The sequence below is a fragment of the Asticcacaulis sp. genome (assembly GCF_051956075.1).
Taxonomy (GTDB): domain Bacteria; phylum Pseudomonadota; class Alphaproteobacteria; order Caulobacterales; family Caulobacteraceae; genus Asticcacaulis.
Map to the genome: position 1 here is coordinate 24324 of NZ_JBQCGA010000021.1, position 19796 is coordinate 44119.

Genomic DNA, 19796 nt, shown 5'->3' on the forward strand with positions numbered 1-19796 from the left:
GATTTTTGCGCGCATGGCTTTTTAAGCGCCGAAAGTGTCGCCCAGATAGACGCGGCGCACTTCCGGGTCGTGGGTGATTTCCTGCGCCGTGCCTTCGAACAGCACCTCGCCGGAATGGATGATCGAGGCGCGATCGACGATTTCAAGCGTTTCACGGACATTGTGGTCGGTGATCAATATGCCGATGCCGCGGCCCTTCAGATAGGTGATCACCTCGCGGATGTCGGAAATGGCCAGCGGGTCGATGCCGGCGAACGGCTCATCAAGCAGAATGAAGGAGGGCTTGCCCGCCAGGGCGCGCGCGATCTCGACGCGACGGCGCTCGCCGCCCGACAGGGCCGTGGCGGGAGAGCGGCGGATATGGGTGATGCGCAGTTCTTCGAGCAGGCGCGTCGTTTCCTCGGCGATGGCGCGCGGATTGTCGTCGTGCAGCTCCAGCACCGCCATGACGTTTTCCTCGACCGACATGCCGCGAAAGATCGAGGCTTCCTGCGGCAGGTAGCCGATGCCCATGCGGGCGCGCTGATACATGGGCTGGCGGGTGATGTCCTGACCGTCGAGCCGGATGACGCCGTAATCGGCCTCGATCAGGCCGGTGATCATGTAGAAGCACGTCGTCTTGCCCGCCCCGTTCGGCCCCAGCAGGCCGACGACCTCGCCGCGGCGCAGCGATAGCGACACGCTCTTGACGACGGCGCGCTCCTTATAGGTCTTGCCGACGCCTTCGACGCGGATGCCGTCGTCGTCGGAAATCGCGGTCGCTTTGACCGTGGGCGAGAGGATCGTGTCGGAAATCACGGCGTAGGTCCTTAATGCGCCGCGCTGCTGCTGGCGGAGGATGACGCGCTCGCGCCTTTCTTGTCGTCGGGATAGAAGACGGCGTGGACGCGGCCCGGATTGCCGTTGACCGGATTGGCGTCCAGCGTGGTGATGTGTTTGCCGACCTGAGAGACCAGCTTGTTGCCGGTCATCACGTTCTTGTCCTGGGTCAGCACCACGTCGCCGGTGACCACCATGGTGTCGTCCGACTTGGTATAGACCGCCTTGTCGCCCTTTACCGTCGAATCGGGGCGGACATAATAGATATTGCCGGTCGCCACGATGGTGCTGATCGGGCCGAAGCTGTTTTCGGTTTCGCCAGGCAGATAGGTCATGACGACGTGATCGGCGCGCAGGCGCGCGTCCTGCTGGATGATTTCAACCCGCCCGTCCAAGGTCTGGGTGTGATCGGCCTGGTTCATGGAGGCCGTGTCCGAGCCGACCATGATCGGCCCGCCCTGCGAGGACACCTGAGCCTGGGTCAGTTCAGGCGCAATCGCCGCAGCCGACACCAGGGCCAGCACCGCCAGAGTTCCGACCCATGTCGTCGCGCCTGATTTCCGCATCTTCATCTTGCCGTTCGCTCTTCCGCCGTCAGGGCGTCATTTGGTATTGTTGATGGTGATCCAGACCTTTGTGTCGCCCCGGCCATGGAAGATGGAATGGGCGCCATTGTCCGTGATGACGAAGGATTCCGCTTCTATATGACCCGAAGCGTTGGTTCCTTCAACGTGTTTGTCGCCGGCGATGCTGGAATTGATCAGATCGACCACGGCCTGTTCGGTCTTCATATCCATATCGCCGTCATTCAGGCGCACATTGCCCATCAGGGTCAGCTTGCGCGTATTCTGGTCATAGACGCCATTCGCCGCCGTCACATGGGTCACGCGACCGGAATCGGCGTTGAAGTCGATCATCGGCGCCTTGAGCGTAATGGTGGTCGAATCGCGCCCCTTGCGCACCGCTTCAAGGCCGCTGATGGTGAAATGCTCGCCATTGTCATTGCGCCCGAAATAGCGCGGATTGGTCATACGGATTTCCGCGTCGGCGCTGGCGTAAACGTTCATCGAATTGATGATGGTCTGGGTGACGATCCAGCCGATATTGAGCAGCAGCAGGGCGATGATCGTTCCCGGCAGCAGATAGCGCATCAGCTTGACGCGACGCGAACGCCTGCGCACCATGATCGCCTGCTTGGCCAGTCGCGCGTGGCGTTCGGCGATCTCTGTCTCGGCGTCGAGGCCGCGCGCCAGTCCGCCGCCGGACAGAAGTCCGGTGGGACGCGGGCCTTCGGGGGCGGCGAGATCGCTGAGATTCATCGGACGGGCCTGCTGATCAGCTCCAGGAATGGGCGAAAATATCGCAATCTTCCCAACCTGCCAAATCCAGTTTGACGCGGTGCGGTAAAAAATCGAACGCGGCCTGCGCCAGTTCGGCGCGGCCTTCGCGCGCCAGCATCATGTCCAGCTTCTCTTTCAGCGCGTGCAGGTGCAGAACGTCCGAGGCCGCATAAGCCAGTTGCTCCGGCGTCAGAGTCTTCTGGCCCCAGTCGCTCGATTGCTGCGCCTTGGACAGATCGACGCTCAGAAGCTCGCGCACCAGATCCTTCAGGCCGTGCCGGTCGGTATAGGTGCGCGCCAGCTTGGAGGCGATTTTGGTGCAATAGACCGGCGACGTGGTCACGCCCAGATGCAGTTCGAACATGCCGATGTCGAAGCGACCGAAGTGAAACAGCTTCAGCACCTTGGGGTCGGCCAGCAGACGCTTGAGGTTGGGACAGTCGTAAGCCGGACGGTTCAGGCGCACGACATGCGCATTGCCATCGCCGGACGACAATTGCACAACGCACAGATCGTCGCGGCGAAAGCGCAGGCCCATGGTTTCAGAATCAATGGCGACCGACGAGCCCAGATCGAGACCTTCGGGCAGGTCGCCTTCATGATAATGGATAGTCAAGATGCGCGGCCTTTCGGGAAGTCACGGAAATTCAAAGCTGTGGCCTAAGCCCAAACGCCGTTCAGGTCAATCGGCGTCCGCTCGACGGACAGAATCGCGCCGCAAAGCTTTCACAAGCGCCATAAAGCTCTCGGGCCGGGCCAGAAAAACATAGGCCAGCCCCAGACTGGCTACGGCGTGAAAAATATACGTCAACATATAGCCATTGTGCCTGGCATCCTCATTGAAACCGCCGTAGTTCACGATTTCAGATAAGAGCCGCGATAGCTCTGTCAGCAGGCCAGAGACGGAAAATGCCCCGGCCACCATGAGTCCCAGACGTTCCCATGCGATCGTCTGCCCGCCTGCGCCGGACGCTGAGGAAGGGAGGTCTGGAGACGGGGCGTCGGCGGCCAGCAGAGACGACACCCAATTCGCCTTGTTCCAGAAAATATAGGCGGCGATGCAGCCGACGATCGGAAACACCAGGACGATCAGGAAGTAGATAACGGGCCGCGTAACGTTCAGCTCGCTCCCCGCCAGGTAGCGACCTAGAATATCGGCCAGTTGCGGCATGACCTGAATGAGCAGCCAGGCCGCGAACAGGCGGCTGGCCAAATAGGCGATCTGTCGTACAGTCATGAAAATCCCCCCCCCTTGAGCCTTGCAGCCTAGAGCTTCGTCTTCAGGAAAGCAATCATCCGCGTCCAGGCCAGTTCGGCGGCTTCAGGATTATAGACTTCAGGGCGCGTCTTGTTGAAGAAGGCGTGATCGGCGTCGTAGGACCAGACTTCGGGCGGGTTGCCCGCCTTGGTCATTTCGGTTTCGAGGCCTGCGACGACTTCCGGCGTCACCCAGTCGTCCTTGGCGCCGAAATGGCCCTGAAACGGGATTTTTATCTGCTCCGGCGCGGCGAAGGCGCGCGGCGGGACGCCGTAGAAACAGACAGCGGCCCCGAAACCGTCGAGCCGCGCTGCGGCGGCGATGGTCAGCGCGCCGCCCATGCAGAAGCCCATAACCGCAACCTTCGGGTTGATCGTCTTCAGATGCGCGAGCGCGGCGGCGACGTCCTCATGCACGGCGCCCGGAAAGTCGAGGCCGTTCATCATATGGCTGGCCTCATCGGCGTCCCTGGCGACGCGGCCATGATAGAGGTCGGGCGCCAGGGCGTTGAAACCGGCGGCGGCGAAGCGGTCGCAGATCGACTTGATGTGATCGTTCAGCCCCCACCATTCCTGCAGGACGATGACGCTGGGACGGTCCGCCTCGATATCGGACTGATAGGCGGCGATTTCGCCGCCGTCGGGACGTTGCAAACTGATCATCTGGCCCATGGCGCTTCTCCGTATGCGTGTCGGTTGCGGTTTTATAGACCCCTTTTACGTCTGCGCAATCGCGCCGGATGACAAATTGACTTGTTTTCAGACCGCTTTGCGCCCATCTGTGCGGCGGAAAAGCGAGATTGCACCATGTTTATTCAGACCGAAGCCACGCCCAATCCCGACGTCATCAAGTTCATCCCCGGCAAAAGCGTGCTGGAGACAGGGACGCGCGAATTCCGCTCAGAACAGGACGCGGAGGCGTCGCCTCTGGCGCAAAGCCTGTTCGCGATTGACGGCGTATCGGCGCTGTTTTTCGGCTCGGACTTTCTCACCGTGCGCCGTTCGCCGGAATCGAGCCTGATCTGGGCGCAGTTGAAGCCGCCGATCCTGACCGCGATCATGGACTTCTACACGTCAGGCCAGCCAATCCTGCGCGAGGAAACGCACAAGGAAGAAACCGTCTATGAGGGCGAGCTGGGCCAGATCGTCGCTGAAATCAAAGACCTGCTGGAGACGCGCGTACGCCCGGCGGTGGCGCAGGACGGCGGCGACATCGAATTCGACTCGTTCGACCTCGACAGCGGCACGCTCTATCTGCATATGCGCGGCGCGTGCGCGGGCTGTCCGTCCTCCTCAGCGACCTTGCGTCAGGGCGTTGAGAGCCTGATGAAGCATTATGTGCCGGAGGTGAAGGCCATCGAGGCCGTGCTTTGATCCTGGTCATCGACACGGCGCTGGGCGCCTGTCAGGCGGGACTTTACCGCGACGGCGCAGCTTTGTTGACGCAGTCCGAGCCGATGGCGCGTGGTCATCAGGAGGCGCTGGGGCCGATGGTTGCGGCCTTGTTGCGCAAGGCGGAGGCGACGCCGCGCGATCTGACCAATATCGGCGTCACGCTTGGCCCCGGCTCCTTCACCGGCCTGCGCGTGGGCTTGAGCTTCGCCAAGGGCATGGCGGCGGCGCTGGATCTGAACCTGCAGGGGGTGGGGACGCTGGAGGCGCTGCTGCGTCATCCGGCGCTCGCAGGCGACGCTATGGCTGTGATCGACGGCGGGCGAGGGCGGTTTTACGTTCAGCACAGGGCGGGGGCGCATAGCCTCGACGCCGAAGGGCTGGTCGCTCTGGCGCGCACCGCCTCCGTCACGACCCTGACCGGTCCAGCGGCGGACAGGGCGGCGGACCTGTTGCCCGGCCTGCATGTGGTCGCGCAGGACTGGCCTTCGCTTGATGCGATAGCCGAATTGACAGCCCTTGGCGGGCGTGATGATCTGACGCCCCTTTATATGCGGGAGGCGGACGCCGTGGCGTCGAGGCGTGGCATTATCAGCTTACCACCGATTACGGACGCCGCCGGATGAGCGCCGTCCGACAGCTCGACGCGCCGTCGGCCCAGCTTGCGCATATCCACACCCGTTGCTTCGACTTCGGCTGGAGCGAAAACGTCTTCGCCGACCTGCTGATCAAGCCGCATCATCGCACCTATGTCTTCGAGGCCGACGGCGAGATCGTCAGTTTCGTCGTCATGGCCGTGGTGGCGGGCGAGGGCGAAATCCTGACCCTGGCCACCGATCCGTCTTATCAGAACAAGGGGCTGGCGCGGCTTCTGCTGCTGCAGGTGATCGAAACCCTGCGCAAGGAGGGGGCCGACAGCCTGTTCCTTGAGGTCGCCACTGACAATATGCACGCCATCCGCCTTTACGAAGGCTGCGGCTTTGTGCGCAGCGGGCGGCGCAAGGCCTACTATTCGCGCCGCAACGCGCCGCCGGTGGACGCTTATATTCTCAGGCTTGCCTTGCAGAACGGCGCGTCATAGAGTCCGCGCCATGGAACGCATTGAACAGAAGTGCATTGAAAAAGGCATGCGCATGACCGAACAGCGCCGCGTCGTGGCGCGCGTTCTGTCGCAGGCGCATGACCACCCGGACGTCGAGGAGTTGTATCACCGCGCAGCGGCGGTCGATCCGAACATCTCCCTGGCCACGGTTTACCGCACGGTGCGGCTGTTCGAAGAGGCTGGCGTGGTCGAGCGCCACGATTTCGGCGACGGGCGTTCGCGTTACGAAGAGGCGGGCGACGACCACCACGATCACCTGATCAACATCAAGACCGGCCAGGTGGTCGAGTTCTTCGACAAGGAGATCGAGGAGATGAAGGAGGCTCTGGCGCGCAAGCTGGGCTATCGCCTGGTCGGGCACAAGCTGGAGCTTTACGGCGTGCCGCTTGAGGAAGACGCCAAATAGGCGCGCCGTCCGGCGATAAAATTTCTCTCCCTAAACCGATTATATACGCTGATCCGCTAGACTGATTTTCCGGCGGCGCAAAAGGCGCGGCCAGAGGGAGAGATCAGGATTACAGCCCGGACGACAGGCAGATTCAAGCTCGACGCGATCGTCGCCCTGTTTCGGATTGCGTCCGATAACCGGGAGCTGATGCGGGCGCAGTTCAACGCCTTCTCCAAGCAGATTCCGCTGCTCTACTTTATATTGACCAGCAATTCGCTGGCCGCCGCCTACACCTTCTCGCATTTCGCGCCCTCCTGGCTCAGCATCTACACCCCTTTGGTCTTGGCCGGAGGCTGCTTTCTGCGCGCCATCTGGTGGCTGCGCGCGCGCAGGCGCCAGTTCAGCGACGCCGAGGTTCTGCGTCATATGCGCATGACGACCGTGCTGGCGGCGACCCTGACCCTGGCCTTCACCACCTGGGGGCTGATGCTTTATCCTTACGGCGATCCCTATGCTCAGGGACAGGTCGTCTTCTACATGGCCCTGACTGTGATCGGCTGCGTCTTCTGTCTGATGCACCTGCGTCCGGCGGCGCTACTGGTCACGCTGATGGCCAATATACCGTTCATCCTCTACTTCTTCTTCGAGGGCCACGCCTCGCTGCGCGCCATGGCGGTCAATCTGTTGCTGGTGTCCGCCGCCATGGTGATGATTCTTCTGGTCTATTCGCGCGATTTCGAGCGTCTGGTCGCTTCGCAGGCCGAAACGCGGCGCTTGTCGGAGGACAATTTCCGCATCGCCAATTGCGACAGCCTGACCGAACTGGCCAACCGCCGCTGGTTTTTCGCCGAGTTGGACGCGACTCTGGCCGTCGCCAAGGCGGACGGCAAGGGCTTTGCGGTCGGCATTATCGACCTGGACGGCTTCAAGCCGGTCAACGACACCTATGGCCACGCCACCGGCGACCGCGTTCTGGTCGAGGCGGCGCAACGCCTGCGCGCGGTCTGCGGCGGTCACGCCAGCGATCAGGTGACCTTGGCGCGCCTCGGCGGCGACGAGTTCGGCTTTATCTATACCGGTAATCCAAATGCGACCGCGCTCGATGGGCTGAATGCTGCGATCCAGACCGCCATCCGCCAGCCTTACGCCATCGGCGCCTCGCACGCGCTGCTGGGCGCTTCGGTTGGCGTGGCCTGCTATCCGTCGTCGTCCCGCGACGCCGAGGGCCTGTTCGAGCGCGCCGATTACGCCCTTTATCAGGTCAAGCGCCGTCAGCGCGGTCAGATGCTCGTCTTTTCAGCGGAACACGAAGGCGAGATCAACGCGCACCGCACTTTGGAACACGCCCTGCAAAACGCCGATCTCGACGCCGAACTGTCGCTGGTCTTCCAGCCGATCATCGACGTGGCCAGCGGCGAAACCACGGCCTTCGAAGCGCTGGCGCGCTGGACGCATCCGACGCTTGGCGCCGTCGGACCCGACGCCTTCATTCCCGCCGCCGAGCGCACCGGCATGATCCGTCAGGTCACCAAGACACTGCTGACCAAGGCGCTGGCGGCGCTCAAAGCCTGGCCGGAGCCGATGCGGCTGTCCTTCAATCTGTCGGCGCACGACCTGTCCGACGCCGAGACCGCCGTGCAGATCATCGCCCTGATCAACCGCTCCGGCGTTAATCCGCGCCGTCTCGATTTCGAGATCACCGAAACCGCCATCGCCAACGATACGCGTCAGGCTCGCGCCGCCGCGGTCACCTTCAAGGCGATGGGCGTCGGCATCTCGCTCGACGATTTCGGCACCGGCTATTCCTCGCTCAGCCACGTCCACAAGCTGCCGCTCGACAAGCTGAAGATCGACCGCTCCTTCGTCACCGATATCGAACATAACGGCGCCAGTCTGAAGATCGTCAAATCGCTGATCGCTCTGTGCGCCGATATGGGCCTGACCTGCATCGTCGAAGGCGTGGAGACCGAGGGCCAGTTGCGCACCCTGCAAGCTCTGGGCTGCCGCGCGGCGCAGGGCTATTATTACGCCCGCCCCATGTCGGGCGATGCGGTGTCGGCCTGGCTGGCTGGCGCAGGCTTCGCCGGAAAGACAGGCGCTCGCGTCTGATTATTTTTTCGGCGCTTTTTCCGCTGACTCCGTCATGTCGCGCACCTGCGGGGCCGAACCGTCGGATACGAAGGTCGCCGTGTACATGCCGTTATCGGTCGTGGCTTCGCAGCTGACGCTCTGCGGTCCGTCATCGGCGCCGGCGCGGGTGCAGACGCCGCGACCTTCATAGCTCTCATTGCCGTCCGGCCCGTTGAGCAGCACGCCTGCGACCGCAATGCTGCCCGGCGCCATGCCGCCGCCATTGCCGAGAAACGACACCGCCGCTTGCGCATGGTTGTCCGGGGCGACGTGGATGAAGCTGTAACCGACATCGCCGTCCGAATAGAGATTCTGGATCAGGGCGGGCGCGCAAGTCTGGCTGACGTCGCCATCCGGCGTGGTCAGGCTGTGGCAGGCGCCGCGATAAAAGCTGATGCTGTCGAGCTGGCGCGAGGGCGCCGCGTCCTGCGCCAGAACCGCTGCGGGCGCCGCGCCCATGAGAGACGCGGATAGAAGGGCCGCAGATACGAAAAGCGCTGAACAGGCCGACATGGCGATCTCCGAAGGCGATCCCGCCGCTATAGCCGATCAGGTGCAGTCCGTACAGTCAACCTCGGCGCCGTTCCGCGGGTGATGGTAATAGGTGTAGGTGAACGCGGTCTGGCCAGGCAGGAAATTGCCGATCGGCGAATCGTAATCGTACTCTACCTCGGTCATGATCAGGCTCTCGCCGTCGGAAATCTGCGAGGTGGTGATGCTGCCGACGACATAGCCTTTCGCATGCGCGGCGATATTGCCGTTGCTGCGGCTCCAGTCCACCGTCGCCTGCTCGGCGCCGGTGCTTTTGTTTTTGCTCATGGTCACGCTGCTGAGAATGATCTTCAGCTTGGTTCCGGTGTCGAACGGCGACAGCAGACTGTTCCCGATGTCGAACAGATCGTTGATATTGGCGACGGTCAGGCTTTCCGACTGCGCGGCCAGATCGCCGACCGCCGCGCCGAGGTGCGCGGTGCGGCGTGACGCCATCATGCCCAGGGTCAGCTCGGCCAGGGCCAAGTAGAGCATGATCAGGATCGGCGCCACAAAGGCGAACTCGATCGCTGACACGCCGCGCTGATCGGCGGCGAAGGCTTTAAAGCGTTTCCCCAAAAAGTGGCTCCACTTTTTGGATAAGGAAGAGCGATGCAACAAAGACTTAGAGCGCCGATCTGATGTCATCAGATCGTAAGGCGCTTTAAGACGAGTCAGGGCGTTGAGGCGGCGCAGCATCAGAACGGCTCGTTGCGGAAGACGGCGGTTGAGGTGATCAGGGCGTCGCCATTGGCCATGGTGGACAGACCCGGTTTCAGGAAGGGCGTGAACAGGGGCCATTCATAATAGGCGCGCACAAGCTGAATCTTGGAGCCGCCGCCGACCTGATATAAAAAGGTGCTGGCGTCGAACTTGCCGTTTTTGATCGGCGGCGTCATGTCGACCAGGGCGAAGCTGTCGAAGGTGCGCACATCGACCTCTAACGAGGCCGTGCAACTTCCGGCCAGCCAGCTCATATTGTTGCAGATGAGCTGCTTGAAATCGTCGGCGGTCGAGGCGCTGGTCACCTCGCCGGTGCGGATTTCGCGCGAAGCGATATCGGTGGCGTTATCGAGCGTCACGGTGACGAGAATGACCAGGGCCAGTTCGAGGCAGCACATGATCATAAAGATCAGCGGTCCGACCACCAGGGCGAATTCGATCGCCGTGGCGCCACGCGGATCGCGGACCCATGTCCGCGCGAGTCGCCGCGCCTTTGCCCGCCACATCTGACCCAATGTCCCGATCCGCATCGCCGCGCCTTCAGGCTGGTTTTAACCGGCGTTCATGGCGATGGGCGCCGAAACCGGCGCGCCGTCACCTGAAGCTGCGCCCGAGGCCACGCCCGCCGATGCGGCGTCGTCGGCGCTGATACAGACATTCGAGCAGACGACGCTCGACGCCTTGGCGCCGCGGTAAACCGTGATGGCGCCGCGTTGCGCGCCTGTGACCACGACCTCGCCATCAAACAGGGAGCGGCCCGCCGCGTCCGTGACGGTCACCGCGCTGGAGCCGAAGCCCTTGCCGATAATATAGATGGTGTGTGAATCGACGACATTGACGTCGGCGATGTCGGGATTGCCGACGATCACCGATCCGGCGGAGCCGCGCAGGGCGACGCGCACCATATGATTCTTTTCCACGGTGACGGACTGGCCTGCCTGAGCGGCGCCCGCTGTTATGGCGACGCCCGCGGCGACGGCCCATAAGACGCGGCGGAAATGACTGTGAGCTTTCATTGGGGCGGTCTTCATCATGGCTGCGGCTCATATATCTAGGCGACGGGCCTACGCAGAAAAGCGCAAAAGACGCCGACGCACGTTCAGGCTTCACCCCAGACTGACGCGCAGAACTGAGGAATCCGTTAGCCACAAGGGTAAATAACAAATGTTTAAAATTGCTAAACATGATGTTAACGGAGAATTTGTGTTTAAATTCAGAATTAAACGATTTTAATAAGATTTAACCTTAACGCATTTTAAGTATAAATATATATTAACTATATAATATTTTCGAAAAAATCGCGCTGTTTACTGGCTTTTAATCAAGACTGACTATTCTGCACTCGTGTTCGGGAGCATTTGAGCCATTCACCTCGAAGCCCGATCTGAGTAATGGATCAAATTGCTAACAGTAGAAAACCAGGAGAGACCTTTATGACCAAGTTCTTCAACCGCTTTGCTCAAGACGAATCCGGCGCCACCGCCATCGAATACGGTCTGATCGCCGCCCTGATCGCCGTCGCCCTGATCACCATTCTGGGCACGCTGGGTTCGACCCTGCACGACACCTTCAGCACGGTTTCGAGCAAGCTGGATACCGCCAACAAGGTGACCACCTAAGTCTCGTCCACGACGACGCAATAAAAGGGCCGTGGGCGTTACTTCGCCTGCGGCCCTTCTTTTTCCCGCTTATCGTGGAACTTTTACCGGAGGCGAGCATGTTGGGGCATTTTTTACGCGATGAGCGCGGCGCCACCGCCATTGAATACGGCCTAATCGCGGCTCTCGTCTTCTTGGCCTGCATCACCGCCTTCTACGCTTTCGGCGACAGCGCCACCGGCATGTTCAGCTATATTTCCGATCATATCGTCACGGCGACGTCGCACGCCGACGGATCGTAAACCTATCTTAACCGCTGACTGAATAGACCTTGAGGACATCGCCGTCTTCGAGGTTTTCGTGCTGTTCACGCTCGCCCTTCTGTTTGCGCTCGCCTATCCGGCCTGTCTTTTGGCCGGAGCCTTCACCGATCTGACCAGCATGACCATTCCGAACCGGCTGACCCTGGGTCTGGCCGCCGCCTTCGCGCCGACGGCGGTTCTGATGCAGCTCAGCGGACATTTCGGCTGGCCGCAATGGGGCGAGCATCTGGGGCTCGGCGTATTTGGCCTCGTTCTGGGCATGATCTGTTTCGCCTTGCGCTTCATGGGCGGCGGCGACGCCAAGATGATCGCGGCGGCCTCTTTGTGGCTGGGCTGGCATGGTTTTATCGCCTTTTTGATCTATACGGCGCTGGCGGGCGGTGTTCTGACCCTTGGCCTTATCGGCGCGCGCAAGGCGTTTGTGCTGGCGGCGCCGCGCCTGCCCGCCTGGCTGGGCCGCCATCTGGAGGCGAAGGGTGACATTCCCTACGGCATCGCCATCTGTGTCGGCGGTCTGGCGGCGATCTGGCAAAGCGACTTTCTCAGCCTGATTCATCCGTAAGTCGTTCTAGCCATAAAATCGGGTCACGAGAAATTCCTCCGCCCCAACGATTTTAACCATGCCCGAACTTTCTTTAGGCGAAAGTTAACGAACCTCACGCCAACATTGCGCAAACTGATTCACCGCTGCGGGCGAACAATGCGCGTCCGCACTCTTTCGGGCAGGGGAATGTGAGCATGAAGACGTCCAAATACGTCATCTATGGCGTGGCGGCTCTGGCGGCGGTTCTGCTGGCGCTGGTCGTGCGCAATATGATGACGGGTAAGCCGTCCACCCCGGCCAGGGCCAGCGTCGAGGCGCCCGCCGCTGCGCCGACCGCGCGCGTCCTCGTGGTGTCGCACGACATCAAGGCGGGCTCGCGCCTGACGGACTCCGATCTGAGCTGGCAGGACTGGCCGATCGCGTCGCTCAATCCGGCCTTTATCGTCGATGGCGGCAATCCGCAGGCCGCCGCTGCGGCGTCCGCATCGGGCTCCGCTGCGCCGGATGCGCCGACAGCGGTCAAGAAGGCCGACGGCGTGGTCGGCGGCGCCGTGCAGGCGGTCGCCGACAAGGTCGCGCCTTCGCCCGCCCGCGACGCCTATATCGGCGGCGTGGCGCGGCAGGATATGTTCGCTAACGAGCCGGTGACCGACGACAAGATCGTGCGCGCCGACGAAGGCGGCTTCATGGCCGTCATGCTGCATCCGGGCATGCGCGCCATGGCGGTGCCGGTCAGCGTCGATAATACGGCGGGCGGCTTCATCCTGCCCGGCGACCATGTCGATATTCTGGCCACGCATCAGACTCAGCGCGCCAGCGGCGGCGGTACGATCGACTCGGTGCAGCCGGTTCTGCGCAATATCCGCGTTCTGGCCATCGACCAGCAGGTCAGCCCCGACAAGGACAAGCAAAGCGTTATCGGCGCCACCGCTACGCTGGAGGTCTCGCCGCAGGACGGTCAGGTTCTCACCCTGGCCAAGGCGTCCGGCACATTGTCCTTGATGTTGCGTTCCTATGCTGACGCCTCCGGCCCGACCGGCGTCGTCGATCCGACCCCCAGCGGCGGCGAACAGGCTGTCCGCATTTACCGCAACGGCCAAGCCACAGAGGTTCTGGTATCGCGATGAAAACCAACACCCTCCTGAACTGCCTCGTCCTTGGAACCGCCATGCTCAGCCTGGCGGCCTACGGCTTTGCCGCCAGCGCAGAGACCCTGCCCACGGCCCCGTCCATGACCATGACGGCCGCGACGCCTGTTCCCTACAGCCAGCTCAATGGCGGCCAGATGCCGGTGCGAGAGCAGACCTCGACGGCGGTCAGCCGCGTACTCAATCTCGGCAAGGGACGCTCGGCGGTCGTGGACCTGCCGATGGACGCCTCCGACGTCTTTGTCTCCAACCCCAAGGTCGCCGACGCCATCCTGCGCACGCCGCGCCGCATCTTCGTGCTGGGCGTCGATGCGGGCCAGAGCGACGCCCTGTTCTTCGACCGCATGGGGCGGCAGATTCTCAATTTGTCGATCCGCGTCAACGCGCCGACGGATGAGCTGAGCGACGCCGTGCATCGCCTGTTTCCGGACAGCCATGTCGAGGCGCAGAGCCTGAACGGCCACATCATCCTCAGCGGTCTGGCCCGTGACGACGGCGAGGCCGACCAGATCCTGCGTCTGGCCCAGACCTTTGTCGACAAGCCGGAAGACGTGCTGAACCTGATGAGCATCGCCGGCAAGGATCAGGTCACGCTCAAGGTGCGCATCGTCGAGGTCAACCGCTCGGTGATCAAACAACTGGGCATGAACAACTCGATCACCTACAATTTCGGCACGCGCAGCTATTCCTGGGGCCAGAGCGCCAGTTACGGCGCTAACGGCGCCTATCAGGGCACCGCCAACGCCTGCTTCGGCCAGACCGGCGCCGCCACGATTAACGGCACAACCACCACCTCGACGTCGAACACTTCCGGCAATCAGACGGTCGATCAGACCCTGACCAATACGGGATCGAAGATTTTCGGCACCAACGCCAGCAACTGCCTGCAAGCCTTCGAGCGCGTCGGACTGGCGCGCACCCTGGCCGAGCCGAACCTGACCGCCGTGTCGGGCGAGGCGGCCAAGTTCCTGGCGGGCGGCGAATCCCCCGTGCCGGCTTCGCAGGACAGCCAGGGCCGCGTCACGGTCGAGTTCAAGCCGTTCGGCGTCGGCCTCGGCTTCACGCCGGTTGTGCTGTCGGGCGGCCGCATCAGCCTGAAGCTGTCCACCGAAGTGTCGGACCTGACCAATGTCGGCGCGCTGCAAACCGGCACGGGCCTGAACATTCCCGGCCTGACCGTGCGCCGCGCCGAAACCACGGTCGAGATGCAGTCCGGTTCGTCTTTGATGATCGCGGGCCTGCTGCAATCCAATTTCAAGCAGTCAATCGACTCTTTGCCCGGCCTGACCACCCTGCCGGTGCTGGGCGCCCTGTTCCGCTCGCGCGACTTCCTCAATAACGAGACGGAGATGGTCGTCATTGTCACCCCGTACCTGACCTCGACCATGTCGCCCGATCAGGTTCAGACCCCGGCGGACAATCTGCAAACGCCCAATGACGCCACCAGCGTCTTCATGGGCCAGATCAACAAGGTGATTGCCGACAAGGGCGCAGGCCCCGCCGCTACCCCGCCGCCCGCCGCCCCCTATCAGGCCCCCATCGGCTACGTGATCGAATAGGACTGGAGCAGATCATGCGCATCCTCAGCACAAACCCGGTTCGCATCGCCGCCGCTCCCGTCCTGCTGGCCCTTATGGCGCTGGCCGGTTGCGCGTCCAGCGGCCCGGCGACCCAGACGGCGCTCAATAACGGCATGGACCCGAATCCGCCCCTGCCGACCGAGCAATATCCGCTCAAGGCGCAGAGCCGCACGCGCGCCATCAATCTGCGCGTTAATCCGAACGGTCTGTCCAATAATCAGCGACTGGCGCTCAGCCAGTTGGCGCAAAACGTCAGTTGGACCCGCGGCGAACCCGCCGATGTCGAGATCGTCACCGCAGGCGACCCCACCGCCGTCGCCGCCGGTCGCGCGGTTGGCGACTTCCTGATGGCGCACGACGTCGATTCCTCCGACCTGTCGCAGGCCAGCCGTCAGGACCAGCCCGCCGACATCGTCACGGTCAACGTCACCGAATACCGTGCGCGCACCTATGACTGCAACCAGAGCTGGGAAAACCTGTCGCGCACGGCGGACAACAAGCCCTACAACAATTTCGGGTGCGCCATCTCGTCCAATCTGGCCGCCATGGTCGCCGATCCGCGCGATCTGGCCCGTCCGCAGGACGCGACGCCCAGCGATGCGACGCGCAAATCCGTCATTCTCGGCAAATACCGCAACGGCGACGTCACCTCCTCGGCTCAGGACGACCAGAGCAAGGGCAGCATCTCCAATGCGATTCAGTGAGGCCATCCATGGTTAATCCGGCACGGCACAACGATCCTTTTGACAGCCTGGACGATCTGGACGACGAATTCGTGGACTATGCGCCGCGGGCCAGAAACCGTATGGACGCTGACGCGGGCGATGATTACGATCTGAGCGCCGAGCCGTCGCCCGGCGCGCCGGAAGACCCGTTCGCGGACCCGCTTGAGCCTGCGCCCGCGCCGACCCAGCGTCAGGCCTTCGCCAGCACGCTGGGTTTGCGCGACGCGCCCGCCGCCTTCGGTCATTTCGGCGAGCAGGACGATATCGGCGCGATCTCGATCCCGCGCATCGCCATCCATTTCTTCGCCGGTTCCGACGCCACCTTACAGGCCTGCGACACCGCCTCGCTCGACCGCCGCATGGCGCGCGCGCAATGCGTGGTGCGTCCGGGCGGCATAGACGGCGCCATTGACGCCTATCGCAACGAACCGACCCCCAGCCTCCTGTTCGTCGAAGCGTCCGAGCGCGGTCGCGACCTGCTGGACCGTCTGGGGCAACTGGCCGAGGTCTGCGACGCCAACACCAAGGTGGTGGTGATCGGCGCGCATAATGACATTTCGCTCTATCGTGAACTGATCCGTCAGGGCGTGTCGGAATACATGGTCGCGCCGGTGCAGCCTCTGCAACTGATCAAGACCATCGCCACCTTGTTCAACGACCCGGAAACGCCCTTCGTCGGGCGCGCCATCGCCTTTGTCGGCGCGCGCGGCGGCGCAGGCTCGTCCTCGATCGCGCACAATTTCGCCTATAATCTCAGTGAGCAGTTGCAGGCCAATACGGTGATCGTCGATTACGACCTGCCGTTCGGCACCGCCGGGCTCGACTTCAATCAGGATCCGCTGCAAGGCATGGCCGACGCTCTGGGCGAGCCGGACCGGCTCGATTCGGTGCTGCTGGACCGTATGCTGACCAAGTGCAGCGAGCGTCTGTCGCTGTTTTCCTCGCCCGCCGTGCTGGATCAGGACTATACGCACGACGCCGACGCCTATTCGGAGGTCACGCGCAAGGTGCGCGCCGCCGCGCCTTACATCGTCATGGACATGCCGCACGTCTGGACGCCGTGGCTGAAGGCCAATCTGATCGCCGCCGACGAGGTGGTGATCGTGGCGACGCCGGACCTGGCCTCCTTGCGCAACGCCAAGAACATTATCGACCTTTTGAAAAGCTCGCGTCCCAATGACGCCCCGCCGCGTCTGGTGCTGAACCAGATGGAGATTCCGGGCCGCCCGGAAATTCCGGTCAAGGACTTCACCGCTGCGCTGGGCGTCGAGCCGTCCTGCCTGATTCCGTTCGATCCCAAACTGTTCGGTCAGGCCTCCAATAACGGCCAGATGATCGCCGAATGCGGCCCGTCCTCCAAAACGGCGGAAGCGCTGAACCAGCTCACCGCCGCCATCACCGGTCGCGCGCCGGAGGTCAAGGCGAAGAAGTCTCTGCTCGCCTCCCTGCTTGGCAAATGAGGTAAATCAAGGTGTTCGGCAAACGCTCAGGTGATCCCGGCTCCGCCCCGGCTTTCGGCGCCAAACCCGCAGCGGCCCGCCCCGGCGGCTCGCCGCAGGAATTGCGCGCCCAGGCCCTCGGAAAGTCGGCGAACCGCGCTGCGCCGCCGCCCGCAGCCTCCGGCGCCGACATCGCCACGCGGCCGCAAAAGCTCGATCCCGGCCAGTCCACAACCAAAATCGCCCTGCCGGAGCTGAGTCAGGAAAAGCGGGTCGGCGGCGAGGCCGACAGGCCCGCCCCCGCCAGCAAGCTGGCCGCCGGTCTGGAGCAGATGCATCAGGCGCAGGCGGTCACTGAGATCGTCCGCGAGCAGTCCGACTATTACCACGCCACCAAGACGGCGATCTTCAATGCGCTGATCAACACCATCGACCTGTCGCAACTGGCGCAGCTCGACGCGCGCGCCGCCTCCGAGGAAATCCGCGACATCGTCGCCGAGCTGGTGGCGATCAAGAACGTCTCCATGTCGGTGTCCGAACAGGACAATCTGGTTCAGGACATTATCAACGACGTTCTGGGTTATGGGCCGCTCGAACCCCTGCTGGCGCGCGACGACATCGCCGACATCATGGTCAATGGCGCCCAGCGCGTCTTCATCGAAGTCGGCGGCAAGGTGCAGCTCACCAATGTGCGTTTCCGCGACAATGCGCAGTTGATGAACATCTGCCAGCGCATCGTCTCCCAGGTCGGGCGCCGCGTCGATGAATCTTCGCCGATCTGCGATGCGCGCCTGCCCGACGGCTCGCGCGTCAACGTCATCGCCCCGCCCCTGGCGCTGGACGGGCCGACCCTGACCATCCGTAAGTTCAAAAAAGACAAGCTGACCATGCGCAATCTGGTGGAGTTCGGCTCCATCAGCCCGGAAGGGGCGCGCGTGCTGGGCGTCATCGGCGCTTCGCGCTGTAACGTGCTGATCTCAGGCGGCACCGGTTCGGGCAAGACGACTCTGCTCAACACCATGACGGCCTTCATCGACCCGACCGAACGGGTGGTGACCTGCGAAGACGCCGCCGAACTGCAATTGCAGCAGCCGCATGTGGTCCGTCTCGAAACCCGCCCGCCCAATCTCGAAGGCCAGGGCACGGTGACCATGCGCGATCTGGTCAAGAACTGTCTGCGGATGCGTCCCGAACGCATCATCGTCGGCGAAGTGCGCGGACCCGAAGCCTTCGATCTGTTGCAGGCGATGAACACCGGCCACGACGGCTCGATGGGCACGCTGCACGCCAACTCGCCGCGCGAAGCCGTGTCGCGTCTGGAATCCATGATCACCATGGGCGGCTACGGCCTGCCGTCGCGCACCATCCGCGAAATGATCGTCGGCTCGATCGACCTGATCATTCAGGCCGCGCGCCTGCGCGACGGCTCGCGCCGCATCACCCATGTCACCGAGGTGCTGGGGCTGGAAGGCGACGTCATCGTGACGCAGGATCTGTTCCTGTATGAGATGGAAGGCGAGGACAAGAACGGCAAGATTATCGGCCGCCACCGCTCCACCGGCATCGGTCGCCCGCGTTTCTGGGACCGCGCGCGTTATTACGGTCTGGAGCGCGAATTGGCGGAGGCGCTTGATGCCAGCGAGTAACGGACGGCGAGGGCGCGGCGCGCGACAAGCGCTTAACGCGCTCAAGCAGCGAAGCGGTAGCGCAAGCATAAACGCGCTCAAGCAGCGAAGCGGCGGGGCGCGATCATGATCCAGATACTTATGATCGCCTTTCTCGGTTTCGTCGTCATCGCCAGTCTCGGCTTTGCGATGGCGGGCGGGGGCGGCGGTTCGGCGCAACTGAGCAAACGCACCCAGGCCATCGGCGCGCGCGCGACCACGACGGCGCGGCGGCAGAAGGGCGCTGCGGCGCGCACCCCGGAAGAACGCCGCCGCCAGATCAGCGAACAATTGAAAGAGGCCGACCGGCGCGAACGCAAGACGCGCCTGACCTTGCGCGCGCGCATGCTGCACGCCGGCTTGGAGCCGAACGAAAAGCGCTTCTGGATCGTCAGCGCCGTGCTGGGTGCGGTCGCGTTTTTCGTGCTGCTGCTGCTGCTCGGCAAGATGCCGTTCGCCCTGCGGCTGCTGGTGTCCGCTGGGGCCGCCTTCGCCTTCACCTACGGTCTGCCGCGCTGGGTGCTGGGTTTCATGGCCAAACGCCGCGTCGCCAAATTCACGCTGGAATTTCCCAACGCCATGGACATTATCGTGCGCGGCATCAAGTCGGGTCTGCCGGTCAATGACGGGCTGAAGCTGGCCGCCAAGGAATGTTCGGCGCCGCTGGGGCCGGAATTTCAGCGCCTGTGCGAAAACGTCGCCATCGGCATGTCGCTGGAGCAGGCGCTGGAAAAGATGAGCGAAAGCATGCCGGCGCCGGAGCTGCGCTTCTTCGCCATCGTCATCGCCATTCAGCAGAAGTCGGGCGGCAACCTGTCCGAAGCGCTCGGCAATCTGTCGGCTGTGTTGCGCGCGCGCAAGATGATGCGCGAAAAGATCAAGGCGTTGTCCTCCGAAGCCATCGCCTCGGCCTCGATCATCGGCTCGCTGCCGCCGGGTGTGGGTATTATGATCTTCGTGACGCGCCCAGACTATATCTCGATCATGTTCAGCAGCGCCGTTGGCAATCTGATGCTGCTGGGCGGCGTGGTGTGGATGGGGCTGGGCGTGCTGATGATGCGCAAGATGATCAACTTCAAGTTCTGACGGGGAT

24 protein-coding genes are annotated in these 19796 nt (G+C 62.9%); 14 read left to right on the top strand and 10 right to left on the bottom strand.

Features of this window, described 5'->3' with window-relative positions:
• Positions 1 to 21: 21 nt before the first annotated feature.
• The 6 genes from lptB to ACTHLA_RS05745 all read right to left on the bottom strand — a co-directional run bounded on the left by lptB (position 22) and on the right by ACTHLA_RS05745 (position 4088).
• Positions 22 to 753: an LPS export ABC transporter ATP-binding protein gene (gene lptB, locus ACTHLA_RS05720; RefSeq protein WP_440186239.1), complete on the bottom strand. Its 732-nt coding sequence runs from the start codon at positions 751 to 753 to the stop codon at positions 22 to 24.
• A gap of 56 nt (positions 754 to 809) precedes the next feature.
• Positions 810 to 1391, bottom strand: coding sequence for an LptA/OstA family protein (locus ACTHLA_RS05725; RefSeq protein WP_440186125.1), 582 nt, complete (start codon positions 1389 to 1391; stop codon positions 810 to 812).
• 30 nt (positions 1392 to 1421) lie between these two features.
• Positions 1422 to 2138, bottom strand: coding sequence for an LPS export ABC transporter periplasmic protein LptC (lptC, locus tag ACTHLA_RS05730; protein ID WP_440186126.1), 717 nt, complete (start codon positions 2136 to 2138; stop codon positions 1422 to 1424).
• A 16-nt stretch (positions 2139 to 2154) separates the two neighbouring features.
• Entirely contained in the window at positions 2155 to 2775 is a 621-nt protein-coding gene (locus ACTHLA_RS05735) for a ribonuclease D (RefSeq protein ID WP_440186127.1), read from the bottom strand.
• Between the two features lie 66 nt (positions 2776 to 2841).
• Positions 2842 to 3372 (bottom strand): hypothetical protein, encoded by a 531-nt coding sequence (locus ACTHLA_RS05740; RefSeq protein WP_440186128.1) that lies wholly within the window; start codon positions 3370 to 3372, stop codon positions 2842 to 2844.
• A 53-nt stretch (positions 3373 to 3425) separates the two neighbouring features.
• On the bottom strand, positions 3426 to 4088 hold the full coding sequence (locus tag ACTHLA_RS05745; protein ID WP_440186129.1) for a dienelactone hydrolase family protein: 663 nt from the start codon (positions 4086 to 4088) through the stop codon (positions 3426 to 3428).
• Between the two features lie 135 nt (positions 4089 to 4223).
• Between ACTHLA_RS05745 and ACTHLA_RS05750 the strand changes: the two genes are divergently transcribed.
• The 5 genes from ACTHLA_RS05750 to ACTHLA_RS05770 all read left to right on the top strand — a co-directional run bounded on the left by ACTHLA_RS05750 (position 4224) and on the right by ACTHLA_RS05770 (position 8407).
• Entirely contained in the window at positions 4224 to 4790 is a 567-nt protein-coding gene (locus tag ACTHLA_RS05750) for a NifU family protein (protein WP_440186130.1), read from the top strand.
• Entirely contained in the window at positions 4787 to 5434 is a 648-nt protein-coding gene (gene tsaB, locus ACTHLA_RS05755) for a tRNA (adenosine(37)-N6)-threonylcarbamoyltransferase complex dimerization subunit type 1 TsaB (RefSeq protein ID WP_440186131.1), read from the top strand. Before ACTHLA_RS05750 ends, tsaB begins: the two co-directional genes overlap by 4 nt.
• The gene (gene rimI, locus ACTHLA_RS05760; RefSeq protein WP_440186132.1) at positions 5431 to 5889 is read left to right on the top strand and encodes a ribosomal protein S18-alanine N-acetyltransferase; all 459 of its coding nucleotides are present in this window, start codon (positions 5431 to 5433) and stop codon (positions 5887 to 5889) included. Before tsaB ends, rimI begins: the two co-directional genes overlap by 4 nt.
• 10 nt (positions 5890 to 5899) lie before the next feature.
• A complete protein-coding gene (locus tag ACTHLA_RS05765; protein ID WP_440186133.1) occupies positions 5900 to 6316 on the top strand; it encodes a Fur family transcriptional regulator in 417 nt (138 codons plus the stop codon).
• Between the two features lie 189 nt (positions 6317 to 6505).
• Entirely contained in the window at positions 6506 to 8407 is a 1902-nt protein-coding gene (locus tag ACTHLA_RS05770; RefSeq protein WP_440186134.1) for a putative bifunctional diguanylate cyclase/phosphodiesterase, read from the top strand.
• Here ACTHLA_RS05770 and ACTHLA_RS05775 read toward each other — a convergent pair whose 3' ends face one another.
• The 4 genes from ACTHLA_RS05775 to ACTHLA_RS05790 form a co-directional block, all read right to left on the bottom strand.
• A complete protein-coding gene (locus ACTHLA_RS05775; protein ID WP_440186135.1) occupies positions 8408 to 8941 on the bottom strand; it encodes a hypothetical protein in 534 nt (177 codons plus the stop codon).
• 36 nt (positions 8942 to 8977) lie between these two features.
• Complete coding sequence (locus ACTHLA_RS05780; RefSeq protein ID WP_440186136.1) at positions 8978 to 9538, bottom strand: TadE/TadG family type IV pilus assembly protein; 561 nt, start codon at positions 9536 to 9538, stop codon at positions 8978 to 8980.
• Between the two features lie 119 nt (positions 9539 to 9657).
• Entirely contained in the window at positions 9658 to 10212 is a 555-nt protein-coding gene (locus ACTHLA_RS05785; RefSeq protein ID WP_440186137.1) for a TadE/TadG family type IV pilus assembly protein, read from the bottom strand.
• Between the two features lie 21 nt (positions 10213 to 10233).
• Positions 10234 to 10698 carry a pilus assembly protein N-terminal domain-containing protein gene (locus ACTHLA_RS05790; RefSeq protein WP_440186138.1) on the bottom strand — a complete coding sequence of 155 codons (465 nt, stop codon included), beginning with the start codon at positions 10696 to 10698 and terminating at the stop codon, positions 10234 to 10236.
• A 417-nt stretch (positions 10699 to 11115) separates the two neighbouring features.
• On the opposite strand from ACTHLA_RS05790, the gene ACTHLA_RS05795 reads away from it, so the two are divergent.
• From ACTHLA_RS05795 to ACTHLA_RS05835, 9 genes are all read left to right on the top strand, one after another.
• Complete coding sequence (locus ACTHLA_RS05795; RefSeq protein ID WP_440186139.1) at positions 11116 to 11301, top strand: Flp family type IVb pilin; 186 nt, start codon at positions 11116 to 11118, stop codon at positions 11299 to 11301.
• A 98-nt stretch (positions 11302 to 11399) separates the two neighbouring features.
• Positions 11400 to 11582, top strand: coding sequence for a Flp family type IVb pilin (locus ACTHLA_RS05800; RefSeq protein WP_440186141.1), 183 nt, complete (start codon positions 11400 to 11402; stop codon positions 11580 to 11582).
• A gap of 58 nt (positions 11583 to 11640) precedes the next feature.
• Positions 11641 to 12165, top strand: a complete 525-nt coding sequence (locus ACTHLA_RS05805) for an A24 family peptidase (RefSeq protein ID WP_440186143.1) — start codon at positions 11641 to 11643, stop codon at positions 12163 to 12165.
• A gap of 176 nt (positions 12166 to 12341) precedes the next feature.
• Complete coding sequence (gene cpaB, locus ACTHLA_RS05810; RefSeq protein WP_440186145.1) at positions 12342 to 13274, top strand: Flp pilus assembly protein CpaB; 933 nt, start codon at positions 12342 to 12344, stop codon at positions 13272 to 13274.
• Positions 13271 to 14854 carry a type II and III secretion system protein family protein gene (locus ACTHLA_RS05815; protein WP_440186147.1) on the top strand — a complete coding sequence of 528 codons (1584 nt, stop codon included), beginning with the start codon at positions 13271 to 13273 and terminating at the stop codon, positions 14852 to 14854. Before cpaB ends, ACTHLA_RS05815 begins: the two co-directional genes overlap by 4 nt.
• 14 nt (positions 14855 to 14868) lie before the next feature.
• Complete coding sequence (locus ACTHLA_RS05820; protein ID WP_440186149.1) at positions 14869 to 15579, top strand: CpaD family pilus assembly protein; 711 nt, start codon at positions 14869 to 14871, stop codon at positions 15577 to 15579.
• Between the two features lie 8 nt (positions 15580 to 15587).
• Positions 15588 to 17060 (top strand): AAA family ATPase, encoded by a 1473-nt coding sequence (locus tag ACTHLA_RS05825; RefSeq protein WP_440186151.1) that lies wholly within the window; start codon positions 15588 to 15590, stop codon positions 17058 to 17060.
• A gap of 101 nt (positions 17061 to 17161) precedes the next feature.
• Entirely contained in the window at positions 17162 to 18685 is a 1524-nt protein-coding gene (locus tag ACTHLA_RS05830) for a CpaF family protein (RefSeq protein WP_440186241.1), read from the top strand.
• Positions 18686 to 18790: 105 nt separating this feature from the next.
• Positions 18791 to 19789 (top strand): type II secretion system F family protein, encoded by a 999-nt coding sequence (locus ACTHLA_RS05835; RefSeq protein ID WP_440186153.1) that lies wholly within the window; start codon positions 18791 to 18793, stop codon positions 19787 to 19789.
• The last annotated feature ends 7 nt before the right edge of the window (positions 19790 to 19796 follow it).